Origin of the sequence: Streptomyces sp. NRRL S-455, from assembly GCF_000717875.1 — a bacterium.
Lineage (GTDB): Bacteria > Actinomycetota > Actinomycetes > Streptomycetales > Streptomycetaceae > Streptomyces.
Genome location: NZ_JOCT01000026.1, coordinates 24,373 through 48,291, shown reverse-complemented (window position 1 = coordinate 48,291; position 23,919 = coordinate 24,373). Strand labels below are relative to the sequence as shown.

The 23,919-nt window shown below is 72.0% G+C and carries 22 protein-coding genes; 9 read left to right on the top strand and 13 right to left on the bottom strand.

Features of this window, described 5'->3' with window-relative positions:
* Positions 1-137: 137 nt before the first annotated feature.
* Positions 138-905 carry a GNAT family N-acetyltransferase gene (locus IE97_RS0129950; protein WP_030247311.1) on the top strand — a complete coding sequence of 256 codons (768 nt, stop codon included), beginning with the start codon at positions 138-140 and terminating at the stop codon, positions 903-905.
* A complete protein-coding gene (locus tag IE97_RS0129945; RefSeq protein ID WP_030247309.1) occupies positions 905-1,717 on the top strand; it encodes a lysophospholipid acyltransferase family protein in 813 nt (270 codons plus the stop codon). Before IE97_RS0129950 ends, IE97_RS0129945 begins: the two co-directional genes overlap by 1 nt.
* Before the next feature lie 235 nt (positions 1,718-1,952).
* On the opposite strand, the gene IE97_RS0129940 is transcribed toward IE97_RS0129945, so the two are convergent.
* Entirely contained in the window at positions 1,953-4,301 is a 2,349-nt protein-coding gene (locus IE97_RS0129940; RefSeq protein WP_030247308.1) for an ATP-binding cassette domain-containing protein, read from the bottom strand.
* A gap of 11 nt (positions 4,302-4,312) precedes the next feature.
* Positions 4,313-5,299 carry an LLM class flavin-dependent oxidoreductase gene (locus tag IE97_RS0129935; protein WP_030247305.1) on the bottom strand — a complete coding sequence of 329 codons (987 nt, stop codon included), beginning with the start codon at positions 5,297-5,299 and terminating at the stop codon, positions 4,313-4,315.
* A 131-nt stretch (positions 5,300-5,430) separates the two neighbouring features.
* Between IE97_RS0129935 and IE97_RS0129930 the strand changes: the two genes are divergently transcribed.
* Positions 5,431-6,156, top strand: a complete 726-nt coding sequence (locus tag IE97_RS0129930; protein ID WP_051705171.1) for a DNA polymerase beta superfamily protein — start codon at positions 5,431-5,433, stop codon at positions 6,154-6,156.
* On the opposite strand, the gene rpmF is transcribed toward IE97_RS0129930, so the two are convergent.
* The 3 genes from rpmF to IE97_RS0129915 all read right to left on the bottom strand — a co-directional run bounded on the left by rpmF (position 6,123) and on the right by IE97_RS0129915 (position 8,430).
* Positions 6,123-6,293, bottom strand: a complete 171-nt coding sequence (gene rpmF / locus IE97_RS0129925; protein ID WP_030247300.1) for a 50S ribosomal protein L32 — start codon at positions 6,291-6,293, stop codon at positions 6,123-6,125. The genes IE97_RS0129930 and rpmF overlap by 34 nt on opposite strands.
* Positions 6,294-6,394: 101 nt before the next feature.
* Positions 6,395-7,990 (bottom strand): cation acetate symporter, encoded by a 1,596-nt coding sequence (locus IE97_RS0129920; RefSeq protein ID WP_030247298.1) that lies wholly within the window; start codon positions 7,988-7,990, stop codon positions 6,395-6,397.
* Positions 7,984-8,430 (bottom strand): DUF485 domain-containing protein, encoded by a 447-nt coding sequence (locus IE97_RS0129915; protein ID WP_030247296.1) that lies wholly within the window; start codon positions 8,428-8,430, stop codon positions 7,984-7,986. The genes IE97_RS0129920 and IE97_RS0129915 overlap by 7 nt, the downstream gene beginning before the upstream one ends.
* 515 nt (positions 8,431-8,945) lie before the next feature.
* Between IE97_RS0129915 and IE97_RS0129910 the strand changes: the two genes are divergently transcribed.
* Positions 8,946-9,440 (top strand): nucleotidase, encoded by a 495-nt coding sequence (locus IE97_RS0129910; RefSeq protein ID WP_030247293.1) that lies wholly within the window; start codon positions 8,946-8,948, stop codon positions 9,438-9,440.
* 11 nt (positions 9,441-9,451) lie between these two features.
* Here IE97_RS0129910 and IE97_RS0129905 read toward each other — a convergent pair whose 3' ends face one another.
* From IE97_RS0129905 to egtA, 5 genes are all read right to left on the bottom strand, one after another.
* Positions 9,452-9,667 (bottom strand): dodecin, encoded by a 216-nt coding sequence (locus IE97_RS0129905; protein WP_030247290.1) that lies wholly within the window; start codon positions 9,665-9,667, stop codon positions 9,452-9,454.
* 115 nt (positions 9,668-9,782) lie between these two features.
* Positions 9,783-10,745 carry an L-histidine N(alpha)-methyltransferase gene (gene egtD / locus IE97_RS0129900; protein WP_030247287.1) on the bottom strand — a complete coding sequence of 321 codons (963 nt, stop codon included), beginning with the start codon at positions 10,743-10,745 and terminating at the stop codon, positions 9,783-9,785.
* Entirely contained in the window at positions 10,742-11,569 is an 828-nt protein-coding gene (gene egtC / locus IE97_RS0129895; RefSeq protein WP_030247285.1) for an ergothioneine biosynthesis protein EgtC, read from the bottom strand. Before egtC ends, egtD begins: the two co-directional genes overlap by 4 nt.
* Positions 11,569-12,906, bottom strand: coding sequence for an ergothioneine biosynthesis protein EgtB (egtB, locus tag IE97_RS0129890; protein WP_030247283.1), 1,338 nt, complete (start codon positions 12,904-12,906; stop codon positions 11,569-11,571). The genes egtC and egtB overlap by 1 nt, the downstream gene beginning before the upstream one ends.
* On the bottom strand, positions 12,903-14,219 hold the full coding sequence (gene egtA, locus IE97_RS0129885) for an ergothioneine biosynthesis glutamate--cysteine ligase EgtA (RefSeq protein WP_030247280.1): 1,317 nt from the start codon (positions 14,217-14,219) through the stop codon (positions 12,903-12,905). Before egtA ends, egtB begins: the two co-directional genes overlap by 4 nt.
* Positions 14,220-14,510: 291 nt before the next feature.
* Here egtA and IE97_RS0129880 point away from each other — a divergent pair, with 291 nt between their 5' ends.
* Positions 14,511-15,347, top strand: coding sequence for a TIGR02452 family protein (locus IE97_RS0129880; RefSeq protein ID WP_030247277.1), 837 nt, complete (start codon positions 14,511-14,513; stop codon positions 15,345-15,347).
* Here the strand turns inward: IE97_RS0129880 and IE97_RS0129875 are convergent.
* Both IE97_RS0129875 and IE97_RS0129870 read right to left on the bottom strand, forming a co-directional pair.
* Positions 15,310-15,756, bottom strand: a complete 447-nt coding sequence (locus IE97_RS0129875) for a type II toxin-antitoxin system PemK/MazF family toxin (RefSeq protein ID WP_030247276.1) — start codon at positions 15,754-15,756, stop codon at positions 15,310-15,312. The two genes, IE97_RS0129880 and IE97_RS0129875, sit on opposite strands and share 38 nt — an antisense overlap.
* A gap of 100 nt (positions 15,757-15,856) precedes the next feature.
* Positions 15,857-17,278, bottom strand: a complete 1,422-nt coding sequence (locus IE97_RS0129870) for an amidase (RefSeq protein ID WP_030247272.1) — start codon at positions 17,276-17,278, stop codon at positions 15,857-15,859.
* 285 nt (positions 17,279-17,563) lie between these two features.
* Between IE97_RS0129870 and IE97_RS0129865 the strand changes: the two genes are divergently transcribed.
* The 4 genes from IE97_RS0129865 (at position 17,564) to IE97_RS0129850 (ending at position 22,794) form a co-directional block, all read left to right on the top strand.
* The gene (locus IE97_RS0129865; protein WP_106975460.1) at positions 17,564-18,904 is read left to right on the top strand and encodes a glycoside hydrolase family 43 protein; all 1,341 of its coding nucleotides are present in this window, start codon (positions 17,564-17,566) and stop codon (positions 18,902-18,904) included.
* Positions 18,905-19,081: 177 nt separating this feature from the next.
* Complete coding sequence (locus tag IE97_RS0129860) at positions 19,082-20,524, top strand: MFS transporter (RefSeq protein ID WP_037844991.1); 1,443 nt, start codon at positions 19,082-19,084, stop codon at positions 20,522-20,524.
* A gap of 143 nt (positions 20,525-20,667) precedes the next feature.
* On the top strand, positions 20,668-20,871 hold the full coding sequence (locus tag IE97_RS0129855) for a hypothetical protein (RefSeq protein ID WP_030247264.1): 204 nt from the start codon (positions 20,668-20,670) through the stop codon (positions 20,869-20,871).
* A 342-nt stretch (positions 20,872-21,213) separates the two neighbouring features.
* Positions 21,214-22,794 carry a class I tRNA ligase family protein gene (locus IE97_RS0129850; RefSeq protein ID WP_030247260.1) on the top strand — a complete coding sequence of 527 codons (1,581 nt, stop codon included), beginning with the start codon at positions 21,214-21,216 and terminating at the stop codon, positions 22,792-22,794.
* A 151-nt stretch (positions 22,795-22,945) separates the two neighbouring features.
* Here the strand turns inward: IE97_RS0129850 and IE97_RS0129845 are convergent, their stop codons facing one another.
* Positions 22,946-23,893: a helix-turn-helix transcriptional regulator gene (locus IE97_RS0129845; RefSeq protein WP_234310571.1), complete on the bottom strand. Its 948-nt coding sequence runs from the start codon at positions 23,891-23,893 to the stop codon at positions 22,946-22,948.
* Positions 23,894-23,919 lie beyond the last annotated feature (26 nt).

Here is a 23,919-nt window from a genome sequence, read left to right as displayed (position 1 = left end):
TCGCTTTTCCGGGCCCCTGGCATTCAACATCCCGGCATCCACGCTCCTGGCACTGGTCACGCGAAGGTCAGGCGGCATGGGCACAACAGTGGCGGCGGCACCGCTCGCCGCCCCCGGCCCGTGACCAGGAGAGAGCCATGACCGGCGTACTGACCGTCGACCGCCCCGCGCAGCCCGCGGCCCCCACCCGCTACACCGTCGCCCTCGCCCGGAACGAGGAGGACGTGCGTGCCGCGCAGCGGCTGCGGCACGACGTCTTCGCCGGGGAGCTGGGCGCCCTGCTGGCCGGCTCGCAACCGGGGCTGGACGTCGACCCGTTCGACGCGTACTGCGACCACCTCCTCGTCCGCGAGGAGACGACCGGCCAGGTCGTCGGCACCTACCGGCTGCTGCCGCCGGAGCGCGCGGCGGTCGCCGGGCGGCTGTACTCCGAGAGCGAGTTCGACCTGAGCTCCCTCGCCGGAATCCGGCCCGAGCTCGTCGAGGTCGGCCGCTCCTGCGTGCACCCCGACCACCGCGACGGCGCGGTCATCAGCCTCATCTGGGCCGGTATCGCCCGCTACATGGTCGACCGGGGCCACGAGTGGCTCGCCGGCTGCTGCTCCGTCCCGCTCGCCGACGGCGGCACCCTGGCCTCCGCCACCTGGGACCGGGTGAGCGCCAAGCACCTGTCGCCGCAGGAGTACCGCGTCCAGCCGCTGCTGCCATGGGTCCCGGGCCCCGCGCCCGCCGCCCGCGTCGAACTGCCCGCCCTGCTTCGCGGCTACCTGCGCCTGGGCGCCTGGGTGTGCGGCGAACCGGCCCACGACCCGGACTTCGGCGTCGCCGACCTGTACGTGCTGCTGCCGATGAACCGGGTCAACGCGCGGTACCTGCGGCACTTCCTGTCCCTCGTCCCCGCCTGATGAGTGCCTGGCTGCCCACCGCGCCCTGCACGCCGCGGGCCTGTGTCGAGGCGTCGGCGGGGCTGAGAGCGCGGGCCGTGCCGCGTGCCGTGCTGCGGCTCACCGGGGTCTTCCTGCTGCTGCTCGCGGGGATCGCGCTGTCGCCGCTCGGCGCCCGGATACCGGCGTCCCCGATCCGGCGGTGGTGCCGGTGGATCGTGCGGGCCGCAGGGGTCCGGGTCCGCGTCACCGGCGCCGCCGTCCCCACCGGCGGACTGCTGCTCGTCGCCAACCACATCTCCTGGCTGGACATACCGCTGATCGCCGCCGTGCGCCCCGCCCGGATGCTGGCCAAGACCGAGGTACGGCGGTGGCCCGTCGCCGGGCCGCTGGCCGCCCGCGGCGCCCTTTTCATCGACCGGGACCGGCTGCGGGCGCTCCCGGACACCGTCGCCCTGATCGCCCGGGCCCTGCGCGAGGGCGCCGCCGTCGCGGCCTTTCCCGAGGGCAGCACCTGGTGCGGCCGGGCCCAGGGCACCTACCGTCGGGCCGTCTTCCAGGCCGCCCTCGACGCCGGGGTACCGGTCCAGCCGGTCCGGATCCGCTACCGGCTCACCGGCGGAACCACCACCACCGCCCCCGCGTTCGTCGGCGACGACACCCTGCTCGCCTCCCTGTGGCGGGTGGCGACGGCCCGCGGCCTGGTCGCCGAGGTCGAGGTACGGGACGCCATCTCCCCGGGCACCCACCCCGACCGCCGCGCCCTGGCGTGCGCCGCACAGCGCCAGGAGACGGCCGCGCCCGCTTGGACGCACACTCTGCTGGTGGCGTAGGGCGGTAGACGCACGGCGGGTGACGACACGGTGTGGTGCCCGGCGGAGGGCAGGACCGGGGGAGGGCAGGGGCGCCCGGGGCGGGGCCCGCCCCCCCTCACCGGCCCGCCATCGATACCCGGCTACGCGTGCCCGCCACGCCCCGGACCGCTCGCCGCTGCCTCGTGCGGGCGGCCCCCGGCCCCGCCTGCCGCCGGGCGGCCTGCCACGGACCGGCCGGCTCCACCGACCCGCCTCAGCCGTTCCCCGCCAGCGCGCGGGCGAGGTACGGCGCCGTCCGGCTCTCCGCCGAGCGCGCCACGTCCGCCGGCGGTCCTGCCGCCACGATCCGGCCGCCCGCGTCGCCGCCGCCCGGACCGAGGTCGACGACCCAGTCCGCGCCCGCGACGACGGACATGTCGTGCTCGACGACGATCACGGTGTGCCCGGCGTCGACGAGGCCGTGCAACTGGCGCATCAGGACGTCCACGTCGGCCGGGTGGAGGCCGGTCGTGGGTTCGTCGAGGAGGTAGAGCGTGTGGCCGCGCCGGCCGCGCTGGAGTTCGCTCGCCAGTTTGATGCGCTGGGCCTCGCCGCCGGAGAGTTCCGTCGCGGGCTGGCCGAGACGGAGGTAGCCCAGGCCGACGTCGAGCAGGGTGCCGAGGCTGCGGGCGACGGCCGGGGTGTCCGCGAAGAACGCCGCTGCGCTCTCCACCGTCAGATCCAGCACCTGCGCGATGCTCCGCCCCCGGTACGTCACCTCCAGGGTCTCCGGGTTGTACCGGGCCCCGCCGCAGTCCGGGCAGGGCGCGTACGTGCTCGGCAGGAACAGCAGCTCCACACTGACGAACCCCTCGCCCTGACAGGTCTCGCAGCGCCCGCCCGCCACGTTGAAGGAGAACCGGCCGACACCGAAGCCCCGCGCGCGTGCCCCGTCGGTGGCCGCGAACACCTTGCGCACGACATCGAAGAGACCGGTGTACGTCGCGAGGTTCGAGCGCGGAGTGCGCCCGATCGGCTTCTGGTCGACCGAGACCAGCCGGCCCACTCCGGCTGTGTCCTGTGTGATCTCCCCGATGAGCGTGGACTTGCCCGAGCCGGACACCCCGGTGACCGCGGTGAACACGCCGAGCGGGAACCCGGCGGTCACTCCGCGCAGGTTGTGCCGGGTGACCGGGCCGGTCTTCAGCCACCCGCTCGGTTCGCGCACCTCGCGGGCAGGGGCGGGGGAGTCGTCGAACAGGTAGCGGGCCGTCGCCGACTCCTCGACGGCGGCCAGCCCGGCGACCGGGCCGCTGTGCAGCACCCGCCCGCCGTGCTCGCCCGCCTGCGGACCCACGTCGACCAGCCAGTCGGCACCGCGTACGACATCGAGGTGGTGCTCCACCACGAACACCGAGTTCCCGGCCGCCTTCAGCCGCTCCAGCACGACGAGCAGCGCCTCGGTGTCCGCCGGGTGCAGCCCCGCCGACGGCTCGTCGAGGACGTAGACGACACCGAACAGGCCGGAGCGCAGCTGGGTGGCGAGGCGCAGGCGTTGCAGCTCGCCCGCGGAGAGGGTGGGGGTGGACCGGTCGAGGCTGAGGTAGCCGAGGCCGAGTTCGAGGACCGGCGCGATGCGTGAGGTGAGATCGGCGGTGAGGACCCGGGCGGTCTCCGACGTCGCGTGGAGCGCGGCAGCCAGCTCAACCAGCGGCAGCGCCGCCAGCTCGGCGATGGTCCGGCCGCCGAACGTCACCGCCAGCGCTTCGGGCCGCAGCCGGCTGCCACCGCAAGAGGGGCAGGGCGTGCTGGTGAGGAACCGCTCGGCCTTCGCTCGCAGGGTCGGGCTCTTGGAGTCCGAGAAGGTCTTCATCACGTACCGCCGGGCACTCATGTACGTGCCCTGGTACGGCCGCTGGATCCGGTCCGCGTCCCGCACCGGGTGCACGGTCACCACCGGCTGCTCGTCCGTGAACAGGATCCACTCACGCTCGCCGGCGGGCAGGTCCCGCCACGGCCGGTCCACCTCGTACCCGAGTGCGTCGAGGACGTCCCGCAGGTTCTTGCCCTGCCAGGCGCCCGGCCACGCGGCGATCGCGCCTCCGCGGATCGACAGTGACGGGTCGGGGACCAGCAGTTCCTCGGTCGTCCGGTGCACCTGTCCGAGCCCGTGGCACTCCGGGCAGGCCCCGGCCGCCGTGTTGGGCGAGAAGGCGTCGGAGTCGAGACGCTCGGCGCCGGGCGGGTAGGTGCCGGCTCGGGAGAACAGCATGCGCAGCGAGTTCGAGAGATTGGTGACGGTGCCGACCGAGGAGCGCGAGGTGGGAGCCGCCCGGCGCTGCTGGAGCGAGACGGCCGGCGGCAGACCGGTGATCTCCCCGACCTTCGGCGCGCCCACCTGGTGGATCAGCCGGCGCGCGTACGGCGCGACCGACTCGAAGTAGCGCCGCTGCGCCTCCGCGTAGATCGTGCCGAACGCCAGCGACGACTTGCCCGAGCCGGACACGCCGGTGAACACGGCCAGCACGTCCCGGGGAATGTCGACGTCGACGCCCTGGAGGTTGTGCTCGCGGGCACCGCGGACACGGACGTACGGGTCGTGGGGGCCGTGAGGGTCGTGCATGGGCAACGACTCTAACCGGAGGCGATCGTGGCCAGCCGCCGGTAGGAGTCCAGCAGTGCCTCGCGGTCGTACGTGCTGGTGGTGACCAGGACCTCCTGCGCGCCCGTCTCCTTCACCACCGTCTCCAGCTCGTGCGCGACCTGCTCCTCGGTGCCCGCGATGTGACCGGCGAGCCCGGACTCGTAGAAGCCGCGCTCCTTGCCGGTCATGGTGAGCGCCTCCACGCGCTCGGCGGGCGGCAGGGGCGGAAAGGTGCCGTGGGTACGCGAGTGGGCCATCGACCAGGCCTCGGGGATCAGCAGCCGCCGGGCCTCCTCGGGGGTCCCGGCCACCGCGACCGTGCCGGAGATGACGACGTAGGGTTCGCTCGCCCAGGCGGAGGGGCGGAAGTGCTCGCGGTAGTGGTCGATGCCGCGCCGCATCCTGTCCCGGTTCCGGAGGTCGCCGATGACCATGGGCAGCCCCAGCCGGGCCGCGATGCCGGCGCCCTCGCCCATGGCCAGGACGAACGGCGGCACGGTCAGGCCTTCCGCGGGACGGGCGTGTACTCCGGTGGGGGAGGTGCCCCGGAACCAGCCGAGCAGTTCCCGGACCTGGGCCTCGAAGTCCTCGGCGTCTCCCTTGTCGCGGCCCAGGGCCTTGCGCACCCCGTCCGTGAAGCCGACCGACCGGCCCAGCCCCATGTCGATGCGACCGGGGAACAGCGACTCCAGCACCCCGAACTGCTCGGCCACGACCAGTGGCCGGTGGTTGGGCAGCATCACCCCGCCCGTACCGACCCGGATCGTCCGGGTGGCGCCCGCGACGGCGGCGGCCAGCACGGTCGGCGCGGAGCCCGCGACCCCGGGGACGCCGTGGTGCTCCGACACCCAGAGCCGGTGGTATCCGAGCTGTTCCAGCTCTTGAGCCAGCCGCACCGTGTCGCGCAGCGCCTCGGGGTGGGTGTGCCCCTCGCGGGTGCGGGAGCGGTCGAGGACGGACAGGCGCACGGGTTCCATACGAGGTTCTACGCCGCACGGGGCCGCCGGTATTCCGCCGCCGCCCAGGAGGCACCGCCGGAAAACCGGATGCCCGCGTCGTCGCACGTCAGGACAATGTCCCGGTATCCAGAAGCGAAAGGCGGCCGACCGTGACCGTCCCCAACGTCCTGCTCTCCGGCATCGTCGGATCGACCGCGTACGGCCTCGCCCGCGAGGGCTCCGACATCGACCGCCTCGGGCTGTTCGCCGCTCCCACCGCGGAACTGCACGGACTGCGCCGACCCAAGGAGTCCCACGTCAGCACCGCACCGGACCGCACGCTGCACGAGGCCGCCAAGTGGTGCCGACTGGCCCTGGGCGGCAATCCGACCGTGATGGAGCTGGTGTGGCTCCCGGACGAGCTGTACGAGGTGCGGACCCCGCTCGGAGACGAACTCATCTCCATCCGGACGGCGTTCCTGAGCGCCCGGCGCGTCAGGGACGCCTATCTCGGCTACGCCACCCAGCAGTTCCGCCGGCTGGAGGCGCGCGGTGACCGTTCGTTCTCCGCGGACACCCGGGGACGCACCGCGAAGCACGCCCGGCATCTCAAACGGCTGTGTGCGCAGGGCCTGGAGCTGTACACCACGGGACGGCTGACGATCCGCGTCGAGGACCCGGAGGAGTATCACGCCTTCGGGGAGCGGGCCGCCGCCGACCCGTCGGCCGCGCTGCCCCTGCTCGGGCACTACGAGAAGGCCTTCGACTCGGGCCCCACGGTACTGCCGGACGAGCCCGACGAGGCACCGGTCGAGGCCTGGCTGCGCCGGGTCCGCGCGGACTTCTACACGGAGACCGTGAGTCAGCCCTCGGGGCGCAGCAGCCCGCGCTCGTAGGCCCTGACCAGGTGCTGCGGGACGAGCTGACGGACGCCGTCGACGGTGACGGGGACCAGCGCCGGCGTGGCGGCCTTCCACTGGGCGCGGCGGTGACGGGTGTTGCTGCGGGACATCTTCCGCTTCGGGACAGCCATGGGACTCCTCCTTGGTAGGCCGGTCACCGGGGACGCTACATGAAAATGGATCCCATTAACAATGTGCGTCCCCGGGGCCGGCCCGATGCGCGGAGGCCCCGTCAGTCGTCGGCGCCCACGAGCATCCGTACCTCGAACTCCTCGTGCACGCTGCTCTCCTCGGGCGGGTCCTTGTCCAGCACCGTGCCGAGCCAGCCGAGGAAGAAGCCCGCGGGGATGGAGACGATGCCGGGGTTCTGCAGCGGGAACCAGGCGAAGTCCGCGTCCGGGTAGATCGACACCGCGGTGGAGGAGACCACGGGCGAGAACACGACGAGCAGAATCGAGCACGCCAGGCCGCCGTAGAGGCTGAGCAGGGCCCCCTTCGCCGAGAAGCGCCGCCAGAACAGGGTGTAGATGATCGTCGGCAGGATCGCGGACGCCGCCATGGCGAAGGCGAGGAAGGCCAGCGTCGCGGTGTTCGCGCCCCAGGCGACGAGGGCGAGCAGGATACCGAGCACGCCGATGACCGCGCCGGACAGCCGGGCGACGGTCAGTTCCTCCGTCTCGCTCGCCCGGCCCTTGCGGATCACCTCGCCGTACAGGTCGTGAGCGAGCGACGAGGCGGCGGCCAGCGTGAGGCCGACGGCCACGGCGAGCAGCGTCAGGTAAGCCAGGCAGGTCAGCAGCGCGGTGAGCAGGCTGCCGCCCAGTGCTTGGGCGAGGAGCAGGACGGAGGCGTTGCCGGTGCGGTCCGTGCCGACGATGGTGTCCTGTCCGACGACCGCGGTGGCGCCGAGGCCGAGGATGCCGGCCCCGAAACAGACCGCGCCGACCAGGCCGATGGCCCACAGGACGGAGGAGCGCAGTACGCCGCTGCTGCGCGGGGCGAGCAGCCGCATCAGCACATGGGGGAGGGCGGCGAGGCCGAGGACGATGGCCAGTTCGAGGCTGAGGAAGTCCAGCTTGTTGCTGACGGTGCCGCCGTAGCGCAGCCCGGGCTCGAGGAACCGCGGTCCGCTTCCGCTGCGGTCGGCCGCCGCGGCGAGCAGGGCGTTGGGGTTCCAGTCGTAGTGGTGCAGCACCCAGCCCGCCGTGAACAGCACGCCCACCACCAGCATCACGGCCTTGATGATCTGGATGACCGTGGCCCCGGGCATGCCGCCGAGGGAGGCGTACAGGATCACGAACGTGCCGATCACGGCCACGCACAGGGTGCGTGTGGTGGCGCTCGGCACTCCGGTGAACTGCGTCAGCAGGGCCACGCCGCCGACGAGCTGGGCCACGAGGTACAGCGTCGCGATGGCCAGGACGCACACCGACAGGGCGAGCCGCACCGATCGCTGCCGCCGGGGCAGGCGCAGTGCGATCGTGTCGCCCAGCGTGAACTTGCCGGTGCGGTGCAGGGGTTCGGCGATCAGCAGCAGCACCATCATCCAGGCGACGGTGGTGCCGCCGAGGTACATCAGCCCGTCGTAGCCGGTCAGGGCGACCAGTCCGGTACTGCCCAGCAGTGTGGCGGCGGACAGGTAGTCACCGCACATGGCCAGGCCGTTGCGCAGGGGCGACATGGCACGGTTGCCGAGGTAGAACTCGCTGATCTCGTCGCGCTGGGGGGCCGTCAGCAGTGCCGTGAACAGGGTGATCACGACGACGGTCAGGAACAGCACGAACGTCAGCTGGAGGCTGCTGTCGTCGATGGCGGCGACGGTCACCACGCGCGGAACCCCCTCGCGCCCTGCTGGAAGAACTGACCGGCCTCGGACCGCGGCGCGGCCGGACGTGCGCGACGGCTCTCGTCCTCCCGCATCCGGACCCTGAGGCCGTGGGCGAGCGGATCGACCCGGGTGCGCATGTGCCGGACATAGCACCACGCGGTCACGCCCATGACGGCGAACTGTCCGAGTCCGAGGGTGAGTCCGATCGTGAGACGTCCGAACAGCGGCTGGTTCATCACCACGGGCGCGAAGAACGACAACAGCACATACAGCAGGAATCCGCCCACCGACAGGATCGTCGCCCGGATGCCGAAGCGGCGCTGCGCGCGGCGCAGCGACCGGAATTCGGCATGATGGGATATCCGGGACGGCTGGGTGTGTTCGATGTGCGGAAGCGGAAATGTGGGAGTGTCCTCCCGCCGTGGTGAAAATTCGGGCACAGTCGCACCTTCTTCGCTGCTTCGTGCCCCGCACTCGACCCCGTTGCGTCAAGGGCGCGTCCGGCGTTCGCGCAGGGTGGGGGACGCCGAAAACGCAGTGGGGGTGCGGGCTCTGTGGGGGCGCGTGAAACCGGAAAACTCGCTGCTCGGAATCACGCGGACGGCCTCGGGGCTCTGTGCGGAGATCCCCGACCAGCCCGGCCACGGGTGGTGGCGAGGCTGAATGCGGAGTATGTCAGTGCCGTGCTTGAGCCATCAACTGTAGTGGTGAACTGGCCGTTGCGTATGGCTCGTTCACGTCCCCGTGGAAGGGACGGCGGTGCGGCGGACGGCCTGCGTGAAAGCATCCGCCGGTGAAGAGTCCGGACCACTTCTCCGGCCGGGCTGTCTCAAAATGCGCGGCACCTCGCGACAGCCCGGTGCGCACGCGGTCTCCCGCCTCCGCCTGTACGGATGTCGCAGAGCAGTGGCCGCACGGGCGGTGAAGGTGGCCGGCAGGCCCTAATGTGGGCAGCGTGAGTGACGACCGCAGCAAGGCCCCGCTGGCCGTGTTCGACCTGGACAACACGCTCGCCGACACCGCGCACCGGCAGCGGTTCCTGGAGCGCAGGCCGCGCGACTGGGACGGCTTCTTCTCGGCGGCGCCGCAGGACCCGCCGCTCGCGGAGGGCATCGCGCTGGTCAAGGAGAGCGCCCGGGAGTGCGAGATCGTCTACCTCACCGGGCGTCCTGAGCGCTGCCGGCGGGACACACTCGACTGGCTGGCCGCGCAGGAGCTGCCCGAGGGGCGGGTGTACATGCGGCGCGATGCGGACCGTAGGCCCGCCAGGTTCACCAAGCTGGAGATTCTTCGACGGCTCGCCCGCACCCGCGAGATCCGCGTCCTCGTGGACGACGACGAACTGGTCTGCGAGGGCGCCCGGCGCGCGGGCTTCACCGTCCTGCGGGCCGACTGGGCGGCCGGGTCGGCCGAGCTGAAGGTGGCGCAGGAGCGCGAAGGGCGGACCTGAAGGCCCGCGCTCTACTCGGTCCCCTCCAGCCGGAAGCCCACCTTGAGCCCCACCTGCCAGTGTGCGATCACCCCGTTCTCCAACTGGCCGCGCACCTGGGTCACCTCGAACCAGTCCAGGTTGCGCAGGGTCTGCGAGGCCCGGTCGATGCCGTTGCGGATGGCCTGGTCGACGCCGTCGGGGGAGGTGCCGACAATCTCCGTGACCCGGTAGATGTGGTCCGACATGCCGCTGCTCCTGTTCAGGGACGGATGTGTCACGCGTTACTCCACCGTGCCCCAAGCGGCGGCGAAGCGCGAGACGTCGCCCCGCTCCTCGCCGCCGTCGAGGCACGCACCGGTGTCAGCGCGCCACGCTCAGCGACAGCGCGAACCGGCCCTCACTGTCCGTCCACCAGTGCGCCAGGTCCAGTCCCGCCGCGAACAGTTCGGCGCGCACGCCCTCCTGCCGGAACTTCGCCGACACCTCGGTGCGCAGCTCCTCGCCCGCCACGAAGTCGACGGCGAGGCCGAGCGCCGGAACCTTCACCGTTTGCGCCGTACGGGAGCGCAACCGCATCTCGATCCACTCGTGCCCGGCGTCCCACCGGGCCACGTGGTCGAAAGCGGAGGGCTCGAAGTCGGCGCCGAGCTCACGGTTGATCACGGTCAGTACGTTCTTGTTGAACGCGGCCGTCACCCCGGCCGCGTCGTCGTACGCCCGGACCAGCACCCCCTCGTCCTTGACCAGGTCCGTGCCCAGCAGCAGGGCGTCACCCTGGGCGAGCAGGGCACGCACCGAGGACAGGAACGCGGCCCGTTCGGCGGGCAGCAGGTTGCCGATCGTGCCGCCGAGGAACGCCACCAGCCGGGGCCCGGGCGTGTCCGGCAGCGTCAGTTCCGCGGTGAAGTCGGCGATCAGCGCGTGCACGTCGAGCCCCGGCCGCTCTGCCGCGAGCGCCTGACCGGCCTGCGTGAGGGCGCTCTCACTGACGTCGACGGGGACGTAGGTGTGCAGGTCCGTGAGGGCGTCGAGCAGGTGCCGGGTCTTCTCGGAGGAGCCGGAGCCGAGCTCCACCAGGGTGCGGGCCCGGGTCGCGGTGGCGATGTCGCCCGAGTGCGCGAGAAGAATCTCCCGCTCGGCGCGCGTGGGGTAGTACTCGGGCAGTTCGGTGATCTTCTCGAAGAGGTCGCTGCCGTGCGCGTCGTAGAACCACTTCGGCGGCAGCGTCTTGGGGTTGCCGGTCAGGCCCCGGTGGACGTCGGCGCGCAGCGCGGCGTCCGTGGCGTCCTCGGGCAGGGTGCGGGTGAGGTGGAACGGGCTCACGTACGGGGCTCCTTCGGCGATGGGGGTCCCCCCGCTCGAGCGGAGCCGGGAGTGGGGGAGGGAACGAAGGTGTCGGCCGGCTCCTTCAGCGGCGTCAGCAGCACGTCCGTGCGGCTCGCCGCCAGCAGGGTGCGGTCCGGGACTTCCTTCCAGTGCGGGTCGTCGTCGTAGGGCTCGGAGGCCACGACGGTGCCGCCGCCGGGCCGGGTGAGGTACCAGAGGGTGTCGCCCCAGGCGGTCGCGGTGATGGTGTCGCCGTCGGTGAGCAGGAGGTTGAGCCGCGAACCGGGTGCCGCGGCGGCGACCTCCAGGACGGTGTCGGCCATGGCCTGGCCCTGCTCGTCGCCGCTCCGCAGCCGGGCCAGGACCAGTGCCCACACGAGTGCCGAGTCGTTGCGGGCCTCCAGTGACAGCAGGTCCTCCGGCGGCAGGGTGCGGGACACCGGCGCGAGCGAGCCGGGCCAGCCCCTGACCGCGCCGTTGTGGCTGAACAGCCAGGTCCCCGCGGCGAACGGGGCGGCCGCGGCCTCCGCGTCCGCGCCCGACAGGGTCGCGTCCCGGACCGCGGCGAGCAGCGCGGTGGTGCGTACGACGCGGGCGAGGTCGGCGAAGGACAGGTCGGCCCAGATCGGCCCGGCCCTGCGGTAGCGGGCCGGCACCGGGTCGCCCTCGGCGTACCAGCCGACGCCGAACCCGTCGGCGTTGACGGTGCCGTACCGCTGCCGCCGGGGCGCCCACGACTGCCGGTACAGCCCGTGCGGGGGCTCCACGAGGAGCCCGCCGAGCGGCTCCCCGGGACCCACGTACGCCACATGACGGCACATCAGAGGTCCTCCGAGCGGGCCGTGCGGAACCCGGAGAAGATCTGCCGCCGGATCGGGTAGTCCCAGTTGCGGAACGTGCCCCGGCAGGCCACCGGGTCCACGGCGAACGAACCGCCGCGCAGCACCTTGTGGTCGGACCCGAAGAAGACCTCCGAGTACTCCTTGTACGGGAACGCCCTGAAGCCCGGGTAGGGCAGGAAGTCGCTGGCCGTCCACTCCCACACGTCGCCGATCAACTGCCGTACGCCGAGCGGTGACTCGCCGGCCGGATAGCTCCCGGCGGGCGCCGGACGCAGGTGCCGCTGGCCGAGGTTGGCGTGTTCGGGCCCCGGATCGGTGTCACCCCACGGGTAGCGCATCGAGCGGTCACCCGCCGGGTCGTACCGGGCGGCCTTCTCCCACTCGGTCTCGGTGGGCAGCCGGCGTCCGGCCCAGCGGGCGTAGGCGTCCGCCTCGTACCAGCACACGTGCAGTACCGGTTCGTTCCGCGGGACGACCTCGGTGACACCGAAGCGCCGCCGCAGCCACTGGCTGCCGTCCCGCCGCCAGAACAGCGGGTGCGCGATGGAGTTCCGGCGGATGTGGGCCCAGCCGTCCGGTGCCCACCAGCGTGGGTCGTCGTAGCCGCCGTCCTCGATGAACGCCTGGTACGCGCCGTTCGTCACCGGGGTGGTGTCGATCCAGAACGCCGGCACCTCACGCCGGTGCGCGGGGCGTTCGTTGTCCAGGGCCCACGGTTCGCCGGAGGTGCCCATGGTGAACGGGCCGCCCGGGACGAGGACTTCGGACGGACCGGTGAACAGCGGCGCCGGCTCCGGGTCCGGGGCGGTGAGCGCCTGCGGTCCCCGGCGCAGCTGATGAGTGATCAGCATGGTCTCGTCGTGCTGCTGTTCGTGCTGCGCGATCATCCCGAAGGCGAACCCGGCCTCCGTCAGCCGTGTCCCGTGGAACGAGGCCTTCTCCAGCACGTCCAGGGCCCGGCCGCGTACGTCGGCCGCGTAGCCGCGTGCCTCGGCGGGCGCCAGCAGGGGCAGCTTCGGGCGGTCGGCCCGCGGGTGCTCGAAGGCGTCGTAGAGGCTGTCGATCTCGGGCCGGATCGCCTCCTGCCCGTCGACGGCCCGCAGCAGCCACTGCTCCTCCTGGTTGCCGATGTGCGCGAGGTCCCACACCAGGGGCGACATCAGCGGTGAGTGCTGTGCGGTCAGGTCGGGGTCCTCGACGCAGCTCGTCAGCAGCGTGGTGCGGTCACGGGCGACGACCAGCGAGGCGACCGCGCGCTCGCGCAGAACCTCGGGGTCGGCGCTCCCGGTGTCGACGGCGGGGCTGGTCTCGGTCATGGGCGGATGTCCTTCCCGTGGGCGCGACCGTCCGTGGCGCGCTGCCGGTCGAGCAAGTCGTCCGCGGGGCAGCGGCCCCGGACGACGTAGCGGTCCAGATGGGCCGTGACCGCGGCCGTCACCTCGGGCGAGGCGCCGAGCCGCGGCAGGGCGTCCAGCGCGGCCGTGAAGCAGGAGACGGCCACCTCGCGCAGTTCGGTGTCGGCCAGGCCGGTGCGGGCCGCGTCGAGCCACAGCGGGTTGTGCGGCGCGGGCAGCCCCAGCGTGCGTTCGCTCAGCGGCTTCACGGCCCGGTAGGCGGTCTCGGTGGCCTCCGGGTCGTCGAACAGCGCCGCCGTCACGGCCAGCGGCACGATCCAGCCGTCGTCGCCGGGCTGCGCGTCGATCATGCGCAGTTCGAGGTGGCCGCGCGGCCTGACCGGCGGGAACAGCGTGGTGACGTGGTAGTCGAGGTCCTCGCGGGTGGGCGGCCTGGGGCGCCCCTTCCGGGTCCACTCCCGGAAGGTGAGCCCCTCCGGGACGTGCCAGGGCCCGTCGCCCTGCTGCCGTACGCACATCACGGGGGAGTCGAGCACATGCCGGGCCCAGGCGCCGCGCGGATCGGTGTCGAGGGGCGGCCCGCCCGCCCGGCCTGCGCCGATCCGCGTCCACAGCAGCTGCCGGGTGGACACCCAGCCGGTCGGCCGGTGACCGGCGAGGGGGGAGTTGGCGAACGCGGCCAGCAGGACCGGGCCCAGGTGATGGGCCAGCCACCAGCGCCGCACGAAGCCGAGGGGCCCCGGCTCCTCGTGGCCGGCGTCCAGGCACACCTGCACGGAGGCGGAGGTGCACATCATGGCGCGGCCGGCCGGGCCGGTGCGGTCCAGGCAGGTCTCCATGGCGTCGTAGCGCGGTTCGCGCAGGAACCGGCGGGGCTCGTGCCAGGGATCGTGGCCGAGGCCGACGAGCGTGAGGCCGTCGTCGCGCAGGGCGGCGCGGACGGCGTCGAGGTCGGCGGAGACGGTGGCGACGCATTCCGTCAGCGAGGCGGCGGGGGGCGAGCTCAGCTCCAGCTGGCCGCCGGGCTCCACGGTGAGCGCCGACCTCAGGGGCAGGGTCCGCAGTGCGGCATAGGCCGCTTCGAGTCGTTCGAGTGTGACGGGGAGCTGCGGTGCGCGCAGCTCGTGGACGAGCCATTCCACCTCGACGCCGATGCGGCGCGGAGGGCCGGTCTTGAAGCAGATGCCGCGTACCAGGGCCTCGACCTCGGCTTCGGACAGGGCGGTGTCTGGCTGGGTACAGCCACCCGCCGGGGCAGTGGACGCATCGGACATGTCTGGATCCTCCTGAGACTCCACCATGCCATCGGTCCGGGCTTCACGTCGGCCCGAGCCGGGATCACTCGTCCCACCCAAGTCCTTCGTGCGGCTCGGCACAAGGGGGCCAACCGGGACGTTCCGGGGCGGTCATCCGGGTCGGCCCGGCGTTTCCCCGCGCTTTCCCCGGTGTTCTCCGGCCGCGAAAACCCCGTTGCGCCGTGGATCCGGCATCACCCACGATGCCTGCGTGAGCACGACAAGAACGGCCGCGCGGCACGCGGTCACGGCGCACACGGGGGTGGCGCCGTGAGCGCGCGCCTGCGCGGTATCGCGCGGCAGACCGAGGAGATCGCGGCGGCGGGTGTCTACCGGGCCCCGGAGGGGCACGAGGTGTCGATCGCGGCGGCGCTGCGGGCGGCGCGCGAGGGCACCCGCGTGTACGGACCGCAACCGGTGCCGGTGTCCGCCGTACGGGTGACCGAGACGCTGGTCGAGGTCACGGGCGAGAGCAGCCTGGAGGCCGCCCGCCGGCTCGGCGGGAACGTGGCGGTGCTGAACTTCGCCTCCGCCCGGAATCCCGGCGGCGGTTACCTCAACGGCGCCCAGGCGCAGGAGGAAGCCCTGTGCCGGGCCTCGGCGCTGTACACCTGCCTGCGGGAGGCCCCCGGGTTCTACGCCCACCACCGTGCCCACCGCGACCCGTTCTACACCGACCGGGTCATCCACTCACCCGCCGTGCCCGTCTTCCGCGACGACCGGGGCCGCCTGCTCGCCGAGCCGTACACGGCCGGGTTCCTGACCTCGGCGGCACCCAACGCGGGTGTGGTGCTGCGCACGGCGCCGCAGCGGGCCGCCGAACTGCCCCGGGCGCTGGCAGCCCGGGCCGAGCGCGTGCTGGAGACGGCCACGGCCCACGGCTACCCGCGGCTGGTGCTGGGTGCCTGGGGGTGCGGCGTCTTCCGCAACGACCCGGCACAGGTGGCGGAGGCGTTCCGGGCGCTGCTGGGAGCCGGCGGACGGTTCGCGGGCGTCTTCGAGCACGTGGTGTTCGGGATCCTGGACCGGACGCCGGGCGGGGTGGTGCGGGGAGCCTTCGAGAGGGTCCTCAGCTCCAGCCGTACCGCTCCCGCAGCCGGTGCCTGACCGCGTTGAAGCGCATGCGGTCCAGCGCGCAGGCCTCCCGGCGCATGCCCTGTTCGTGCAGGCGCAGGACGCGGTCCACGGCGACCCACGAGTCGCGGCCCGACCGGTCCCACGGGCCGCTGCCGATCGGTACCCACTCCCGGTCGCCCACGTGGCTCTTGCTGGACAGCTGGACCGCGAGGAACGTACCGCCCGCCTCGCGTGCGACGACGAGCACCGGGCGGTCCTTGCCCCGGCCGTCGTTCTCCTCGAACGGCACCCACGTCCACACGATCTCCCCTGGGTCGGGATCGCCGTCGTGCGCGGGCGAGTACTCGGTGCGGACCCGGCCCACTTCGCACGGGTCGGCCTGGGTGGTGGCGGTGGGGCCGTACCGGCCCGGGACGTGTCCGTCGGCAATCGTGCTCACGGGGGCACCTTAGGGGGTGTCCCCGTGAGCCCCGTGCGAAGGGTCGCTCGCCGTCCGCCGGCACCTTCACGGCCCGGCCCGTGGGGCGGCGGGGTCTGTTTCAGGCGGCGGAACGGGCGGTGACCGGCGGCTCCGGCCACTTCTCGGACCAGCGCAGCTCGGACTCCAGCCGCGCGGCCACCTGCAGCAGCAGCGGCTCGCTGTTCGCCGGGCCGAGCAACTGCGCGCCGACCGGCAGGCCGTCCGTCGTGAAACCGGCGGGCACGTTGACGCCCGGCCAGCCCAGTACGTTCCACGGCCAGGCGTACGGGCAGGCGGCGATCATCGCCCGGTCGGTGGCGAATCCGCTGAGTTCGAGCAGGGCGCCGATCCGGGGCGGGGGAGCGGCGGTGGTGGGCGCGAGGACCACGTCGTACTTGGTGAAGAAGGCGCCGATACGGCGGTGCAGCACGGCCTCCGCCCGCCGGGCCACCCGCAGTGGCGCCCCGCCGAGCAGCCGGCCCAGCCGGGCCGCGTCCCGGGTGCGCCGGTCCAGCAGCGCCGGGAAGGGGGCCTCGTCCACCCGCTCGGCGATCCCGGCCGTCGCGCGGGGCACGAAGGTCAGCCCGATCTGTCCGTACGGCGGGTCCGCCTCCTCGACCGTGTGCCCCGCCGCCGCGAGGCGCTCGGCGAGCGCGACGACCCGGGCCCGCACCTCGGGCAGGAGCCGGGCGGGCACGGCGGTGAACGGCGGCTTGAGGGACAGCGCGATGCGCAGCCGCCCGGGGTCACGGCCGATGGCCGACAGCAGGTCGACGGCCGGGGGCCGGTGCGGATCCCGCGGGTGGTTGCCGCTCGCCGCGTCCAGCAGCAGGGCCGCGTCGGCGACCGTACGGGCCAGGGTGCCGTTGACGGTGATGCCCTGGAAGGACTCGCCGCGCGGCCAGGTGGAGATGCGGCCGCGCTGCGGTTTGACGCCGACCAGATGGGTCCAGGCGGCCGGGATCCGCACCGAGCCGGCCCCGTCCGAGCCGAGCGCGGCGGGTACCAGACCGGCGGCGACCGCGGCGGCCGAGCCGCCCGAGGATCCGCCGGGTGTGTGGTCCGTGCTCCACGGATTGCGGGTCGCCCCGAACGCGGGCCCCTCGGTGAAGGGCCACTGCCCGAACTCGCAGGTGTTGGTCTTGCCGATGATCACGGCACCGGCGGCGCGCAGCCGCCGTACCGCCTCGCCGTCCTCGGTGACCGGCGGGAACTCCCCGCAGCAGCCGAAAGCGGTCGGCTCGCCGGCCACGTCCATGTCGTCCTTCACCGCCACGGGCACCCCGAGCAGCGGCTTGCGCTCGCCCGCGGCCAGTTCGCGGTCGGCCGCCTCGGCCTCGGCGAGCGCCGCTTCGGCCCGGACGATCCGGAAGGCGTTGATGCTGTCCTGCGTGGCCTCGATCCGCGCCAGGGTCCGCTCGACCAGCACCCGGGACGTCACTTCCCCGGCGGCCAGCGCACGGGCGGTCTCCGCCAGGCCTGCCGAACGGTCGAGCGTCATACGGGCACCTCCGCGAGCAATTGTCTACCGAACGGTAACGTCCGGTGGCCGGTGACGGAACGCCTACGGCCCAAGTGGAAATTCACCCACTGCTCACCTTCTACCCCACTGGGCTCATCCGCTCCTGTTCAAACCATTGACGCCTCGCGGCCTCGCCCTTACTTTCTGTGCCCCACCGATGATCGGCTTTCCGAACCTCGTTCGGTATATCGATCCCGTGTCCCTGGAGAGACGCCCGTGACCCCACACCCCGCCGTCCCGTCCCGGCGTACCCTGCTGCGCGCCATGGCCGTCCTCCCCGCCTCGGTGGTGCTGCTGGGTGAAGCGCCCGGGCTGCTCGGCGGTGCCCTGGCCGCCGCACCCCCGAACGGCTCGGCCACCCGCTACACGATCGTGCCGTTCCTCAACAGCGACGACGGCACGGTCAACGTCTACCAGTCGGACGACGCCACCGACTTCCGGCTGGTACGGGCCTCTGCGTACACCCCGCCCGCGGGCCGGATCCGGGACGCGAGCATCCTCAGACACACCGACGGCTCCTACTACGTCACCTACACGACGCGCACCTGGCAGGACCCCAGCACGACCATCGGCTTCGCCCGCAGCTCCGACCGCGTCAACTGGACGTTCCTCTACGACTACACCGTCCCCGTCGCGAACCTCTCCCGCGCCTGGGCGCCGGAGTGGTTCGTCGACAGCGACGGCAGCGTCAACATCATCGTGTCCTGCTCCACCACGAACGACGAGTGGATCTTCACGCCGTACCGGCTGAGGGCCACCAACTCCGCCCTGACCGCGTGGAGTTCACCGGTGCCGCTGTCCGGTATCGGCGCCAACCACATCGACACGTTCATCGTGAAGACCGGCTCGACGTACCACGCCTTCCCGAAGAACGAGACGACGAAGTACATCGAGTACGCCACCGCCTCGAACCTCAACGGCCCATACACGATCCGCAGAACGGGCGACTGGGCGGGCTGGGGCAGCTACCGCGAGGGCCCCGCGCTGGTGCAGCTCGACAACGGCGGCTGGCGCATGTTCTTCGACGGCTACGGCGACGGGAACTACTACTACAGCGACAGCTACGACACCTTCGCCACCTGGTCCGCCCCGGCCGCGCTGCCCGCGATCTCCGGTACGGCACGGCACTTCACGGTGGTCAAGGAGACGGTGACGGGAGGCCCGAGCCTGGCGAGGAACGTCACCCGTTCCTTCCGCTCGGCCAACTACTCCACCCGCTACTGGCAGCAGCAGTCCGCTCTCCTCAACCTGCCCGTGGTCAGCGGCTCCAGCACCACCGCCGAGAAGCAGGCCGCCACCTTCACGGTCGTCGCCGGCCTGGCCGACGCGAACGGCTGCTCCTTCCGCGACGCGGCCGGCAACTACCTGCGCCACTGGGACTTCCGCGCCCGCTTCGACCCGAACGACGGCACGAGCACGTTCGCCAAGGACGCCACGTTCCTCCTCCGAGCCGGGGCGGCCTCGGGCTCCGTCCGCTTCGAGTCGTACAACTACCCCGGGTCCTACCTGCGCCACTACGCCTACCAGCTCCGCGTGGAGCGCTCCGACGGAACGGACCTCTTCCGGCAGGACAGCTCGTTCGTGCCGGTCACGTCCTGGGCCTGACACGCCGGACCTCGGTGCGCAGCCCCGTGCTCGGCTGCCCGCCGGCGTTACCCGGGGGTGGGGCGGCCACCCACACGCCAGCGATGCGGCACTTTCTCTCTTACATACCCCCCAGGGGTATGGTACCTTCGCAGCCGAAGGTACCCCCCTGGGGTATGTAAGAGGAGGGATGAACCCATGTCTGCCGTCAATCCCCGGCGCTGGTGGGCACTGGTCGTGCTCGCCGCCGCTCAGTTCATGGTCATCATGGACACGTCGATCATCGGGGTGGCGCTCCCCGAGATGCAGAAGGACCTCGGCTTCTCGCAGGGTGAGTTGCAGTGGGTCTTCAACGCGTACGTCATCGCCTTCGGCGGGCTGCTGCTCCTCGGCGGCCGCCTCTCCGACCTGATCGGTGCCCGCAAGATCTTCAACACCGGCTGGGTCGTGCTGATCGCCGGCTCGGTCGTCGCGGCCGCCGCGCAGACGGCGTGGGTGGAGGTCGTCGGCCGTGCCGTTCAGGGCGTGGGCGGCGCGCTGATCGCCCCGTCGGCCATGACGCTGCTGATGATGCTCTTCGCGCACGACCCGAAGGAGCTCGGCAAGGCGATGGCGCTCTACGGTGCCGCCGCCCCCGCGGGCGGCACGGCCGGTGTGTTCCTCGGCGGAGTGTTCACCGAGTGGCTGAGCTGGCCGTGGATCTTCATCATCTACGTCCCGATCGGCGTCGCCACGCTCTTGGCCACCAAGCTCCTGCCCGCCGTCGGCAGCCGTCGCGGTTCCGTCGACGTGCTGGGCGCGGCCGCGGTCACCGCCGGTCTGGCGCTCGCGGTCTTCGCCATCGTCCGCGCGCCGGAGGTCGGCTGGGCCTCCACCGGGACCGTGCTTCAGCTGGCCGGTGCCGTCGCGCTGCTCGTGCTGTTCTTCGTGATCCAGAAGACGGTGCGCGAGCCACTGATGCCGCTCGGCATCTGGCGTGTCCCGCGGCTCGGCTCGGCCAACCTCGCGATGACCCTGCTCGGCGCCGCGTGGATCCCCATGTGGTACTTCCTCAACCTGTACCTCCAGCAGGTCCTCGGCTACGGGGCGTTCGCGTCCGGTGCCGCGCTGCTGCCGATGACCGGTCTGCTGATGATCTTCATGACGGCGATCACGGCGAAGCTGATGGCCAGGTTCGGCGCCAAGTCGATGATCGGCGGTGGTCTGCTGGTCCTCGCCGCCGGACTGCTGTGGCTGTCCGCCGTCGAGCCCACCGGCACCTTCGTGGTGGACGTCCTGCCTGCCTCGCTGGTCGCCGCGCTCGGCATGTCGCTCGCCTACATCCCGGCGATGATGGCCGCCATGTCCGGGGCTCCGCAGGAGCAGGCGGGTCTGGCGTCCGGCATCGTCAACACCACCTACCAGGTGGGCTCCGCCCTGGGGCTCGCGGCGCTGACCGCGGTGGCCACGTCACAGGGCGCCGGCCAACTGGGCAACCTGCCCGCGCTGACGGACGGCTTCAGTGCCGCGTTCATCTGGGCCGCCGTCATCGCCGCTGCGGGCGGGCTGATCACTCTGCTGGTGATGCGCAGCGACAAGGCGGCTGCCGCACCGCAGGCCGACGCCGCCTCCGCGGCGCGGGGCGAGCGGGTCGGCGTCTAGCGGGCCGGCCGCTCAGTGGGCAGGTGGAGGAATCGCACAACGCCACCGTCCACCAGGACAGGAGAACCTCCGAAGGGCCGTCCGGCACCGGGCAACCGGGGCACCGGGCGGCCCTGAGTTCTGTGGAGAGAGGAGCTCCCACCTTGGACATGCAGACCCGTGCCGTGCACATCCTGAACGAGCCTCTGCCGGGCGGCAGTCAGCCCTTGAGCGTTCCCATCGTCCAGTCCTCGGCCTTCGCCTTGAACTGGCCTTGGCTGACCGGCCATCCGTCGTACGACCTGGCCCCGCAAGATGCTGCCGAACGCGCCGTGCCCCTTCCCTGGCGTATTCGCGTCACGGCGTGAACGCGCACCTGCTCAGGGGCTGGATGCGGGGTACCTCTCTGCCACCCTGGTGACCGGTCAGCAATTCCCGCCAGGCATTCCCGCCAGGACAAGGGGATTCTTCTCTGCTGTGTCCCGACCGGGGGGAGTGATCTCCAGGATGAAAACCGAGAATCCGCGTGTCGCGGTGACCGGGGCGTCCCGGTGTTTCGGGCGTGCGATCGCCATTGGGTCGCGCACCTGGGTGCCGAGGTGGGCCGGACTCGCCGACATTCTCGCGCGTCGACTCCACCCTTCCGGCGTGCGTGTCTTCTCCCTTTGTCCGCCGGCAGCGCTCACCTGACCGCCAAGGAGCCTTCGTCCATGAGCACCCCACTCTGGATCACCGCGACCCCGCCCGACAGCGACGGCGAGCTGCACATCGGGCACCTCGCCGGCCCGTACGTCGCCGCCGACGTGCTCAGCCGCCATCTGCGCGCCGACGGGCAGCCCGTGCTGTTCACCACCGGCACCGCCGATCACGCCGACTCGGTCGAGGTACGGGCGCTGCGCGGTGGACGCAAGCCCGAGGAGGTCGCGGAGGGCTTCCGCACGGCGATCACCGCCGACTGGCTGCGCTGCGGCGTCGAGTTCGACCACATTGTCCAGCCCCGTCGTGACCGTGGCTACCAGCGCTGGCTCCAGGAGCTGTTCCTGGACCTGTACGCACAGGACATCATCGCCCCCCGCACCCGGTTGCTGCCGTACTGCGAACCCTGTGACCGCTGGCTGTACGGCGCCCATGTCACCGGCGCCTGTCCGCACTGCGGCACGCGCGGTGACGGCGGCCTGTGCCACACCTGTGCCAGGCCGAACGACGGCGCCCTCATCGACCCGGTGTGCTCCCTGTGCGGCTCGCCGGGGCGGCCGCGCCGCTGCCGTCGCCTCTGTCTTCCCTTGGAGCCGCTGCGCGAACCGCTCGCCGACTATTGGGGCTCCGCCGGGCTGCCGCCGCGCCTGGCCGTGCTGTGCGAGAGCCTCCTCGAGGACGGCCTGCCGGACGTGGCCGTCGGCCATCCGGGGGACTGGGGTGTTCCGATCCCGGTGGACGGCTTCTCCGGGCACCGCATCGACGCCTGCTTCGAAGCCGCCGCGATGCACCTGTTCGGCTATGGCTACGACAAGAAGCCCCTGCCCGAACGCACCATCCACTTCTGCGGGTTCGGGCACTCCTTCTGCCACGCCGTCCTGCTGCCCGCGATCCTCGTGGCCCGCGGCGTCAAACTGCCGCAGGAGATCTACGTCAACGAGACCTACCGCATCGACGTCGAGGACGCGAGGGGGCCCGACGGCAAGCCCATGGTGTGGGCTCTCGACCTACTCACCGAGTTCGGTTCCGACACGCTGCGCCGTCACGTCCTTCAGGCCAGGCCGCTCGGCCGCCGCACCGACTTCCGCCGCGACGAGCTCGACCGCACCCGGCAGATGCTGCACGGCACCTGGAACAGCTGGCTCACCCGGTTGTTCGCCGCGGTACGCGAGGAATGCGCGGGGCGGGTGCCCGACGTGGAGCCGGGGGGCGACGGGTGGGAGGCGCTGCGGCGCCGGCTGCACCGGGCCGCGGAGGATGTGCGCGAAGCGTACGGCCCCGAGGCCTTCGATCCTCGCCGCGCGGTCGCGATCCTGGATGAAGTGGTGCGGTGCGCCACGGACTTCGGCTACGTCAACGTTTTCGAACGCCGCCGTCCGAGCGGAACCGGACGTCATCTGCCGCCCCTGATGGCTCAGTTGGCAGTGGCCTCGGCGCTGACGTCCTGGGCATGGCCCGTCATGCCCGAAGGTGCGGGGCGGCTGGCACAAGCCCTCCGGCTGTCACCCGGAGGGCCGGTGGTGCCGGAAGCGCTTGTCCCACCGGCTCCGGGTACGCGGCTGGCTCCGCCGTCCGGACCCGTCTTCGGCTTCTGATCACCCGGCAAGCCGTCTCCGTGCCGTGCCCACGACCGCCATGCCGGTCGACAACTCCGTCTCGCAACAACTGCCCGACGACTCATACCTCTTGCCCCCACCGGACTGCAGAGGGCCGACACCTTGCTCCGGGGGTAGCCGCTTGCGGCGGTCAGTCGAGCCAGCCCAGCCGGGTGGCGCGCACTCCTGCTTCAAAACGGCTGGACGCGCCCAGCTCTTGCATCAACTCGGAGATCATCCTGCTGACGGTGCGCAGGGAGACGCCGAGGCTGCGGGCGACCTTCTCGTCCTTCATGCCCGAGGCGAGCAGGCGCAGGGCCGCTCGCTGCTGTTCCGTGAGTCCGTCGCCCCCGCACGCGGGCTGAACCTGCTCGCCGTACGGGGTCGCGGTGTGCCAGCAGTGCTCGAACAGAGTCAGGTAAGAGCGTACGAGGGCAGGGCCGCGGGCCAGGATGGCCCCCGCTGAACCGTCCTCGGGATCTGCCGGGAGCAGGGCGAACTGCTCATCGGCGATGATCATGTTCATGGGTACGACCGGAGAGAGGCGTACTTCGACTCCCAACTTGGCCTTCATCCTCAGGTGTTCGGCGTCTTCGGGAACCGATGTAAGGCGCTGATTGAAGATGGAACGAACCTGAACGCCGTTCTCGATCTGACGCCGGTCGCGGTCCAGTGCTCGCTCGGGGATCTCTCTGCCGCGCGCGATGGGATGCATCGAGGCGAGGCGGTGCTGCACGGTGTCCGTGATGTCCTCGAGCACCTGCTGGATGCGGCGGTAGTCGCTGATGATCTCGATCTCCACGCCGGCTGCCTGGGCCAGGGTCTCGGTGCGCAGGAAGTTGCCGGCCAGGGTCTGCAGAGTGTGATGGGCCTGGTCGGCCTGATCGAGGTGGTTGCGCAGCCGGGTGCGCTCCCGTTCCAGGAGCCTGATCAAAGCGATCTCGGGTGCTATGACGGTGACCGAGTCGCTTTCCGCCTCCGACGCCTTGCCCGCGTCCAGCTCCAGGCGGTTGTCGTGGAGTCGCCCCGTCGGGACGACCAGGCCGAGGCCGAGCAGCTCGTTGCGACATCGATCACGTTCGTCGCTCGATAAGTCCATCTCGGATGCGACTTCCCGGAAGCTGG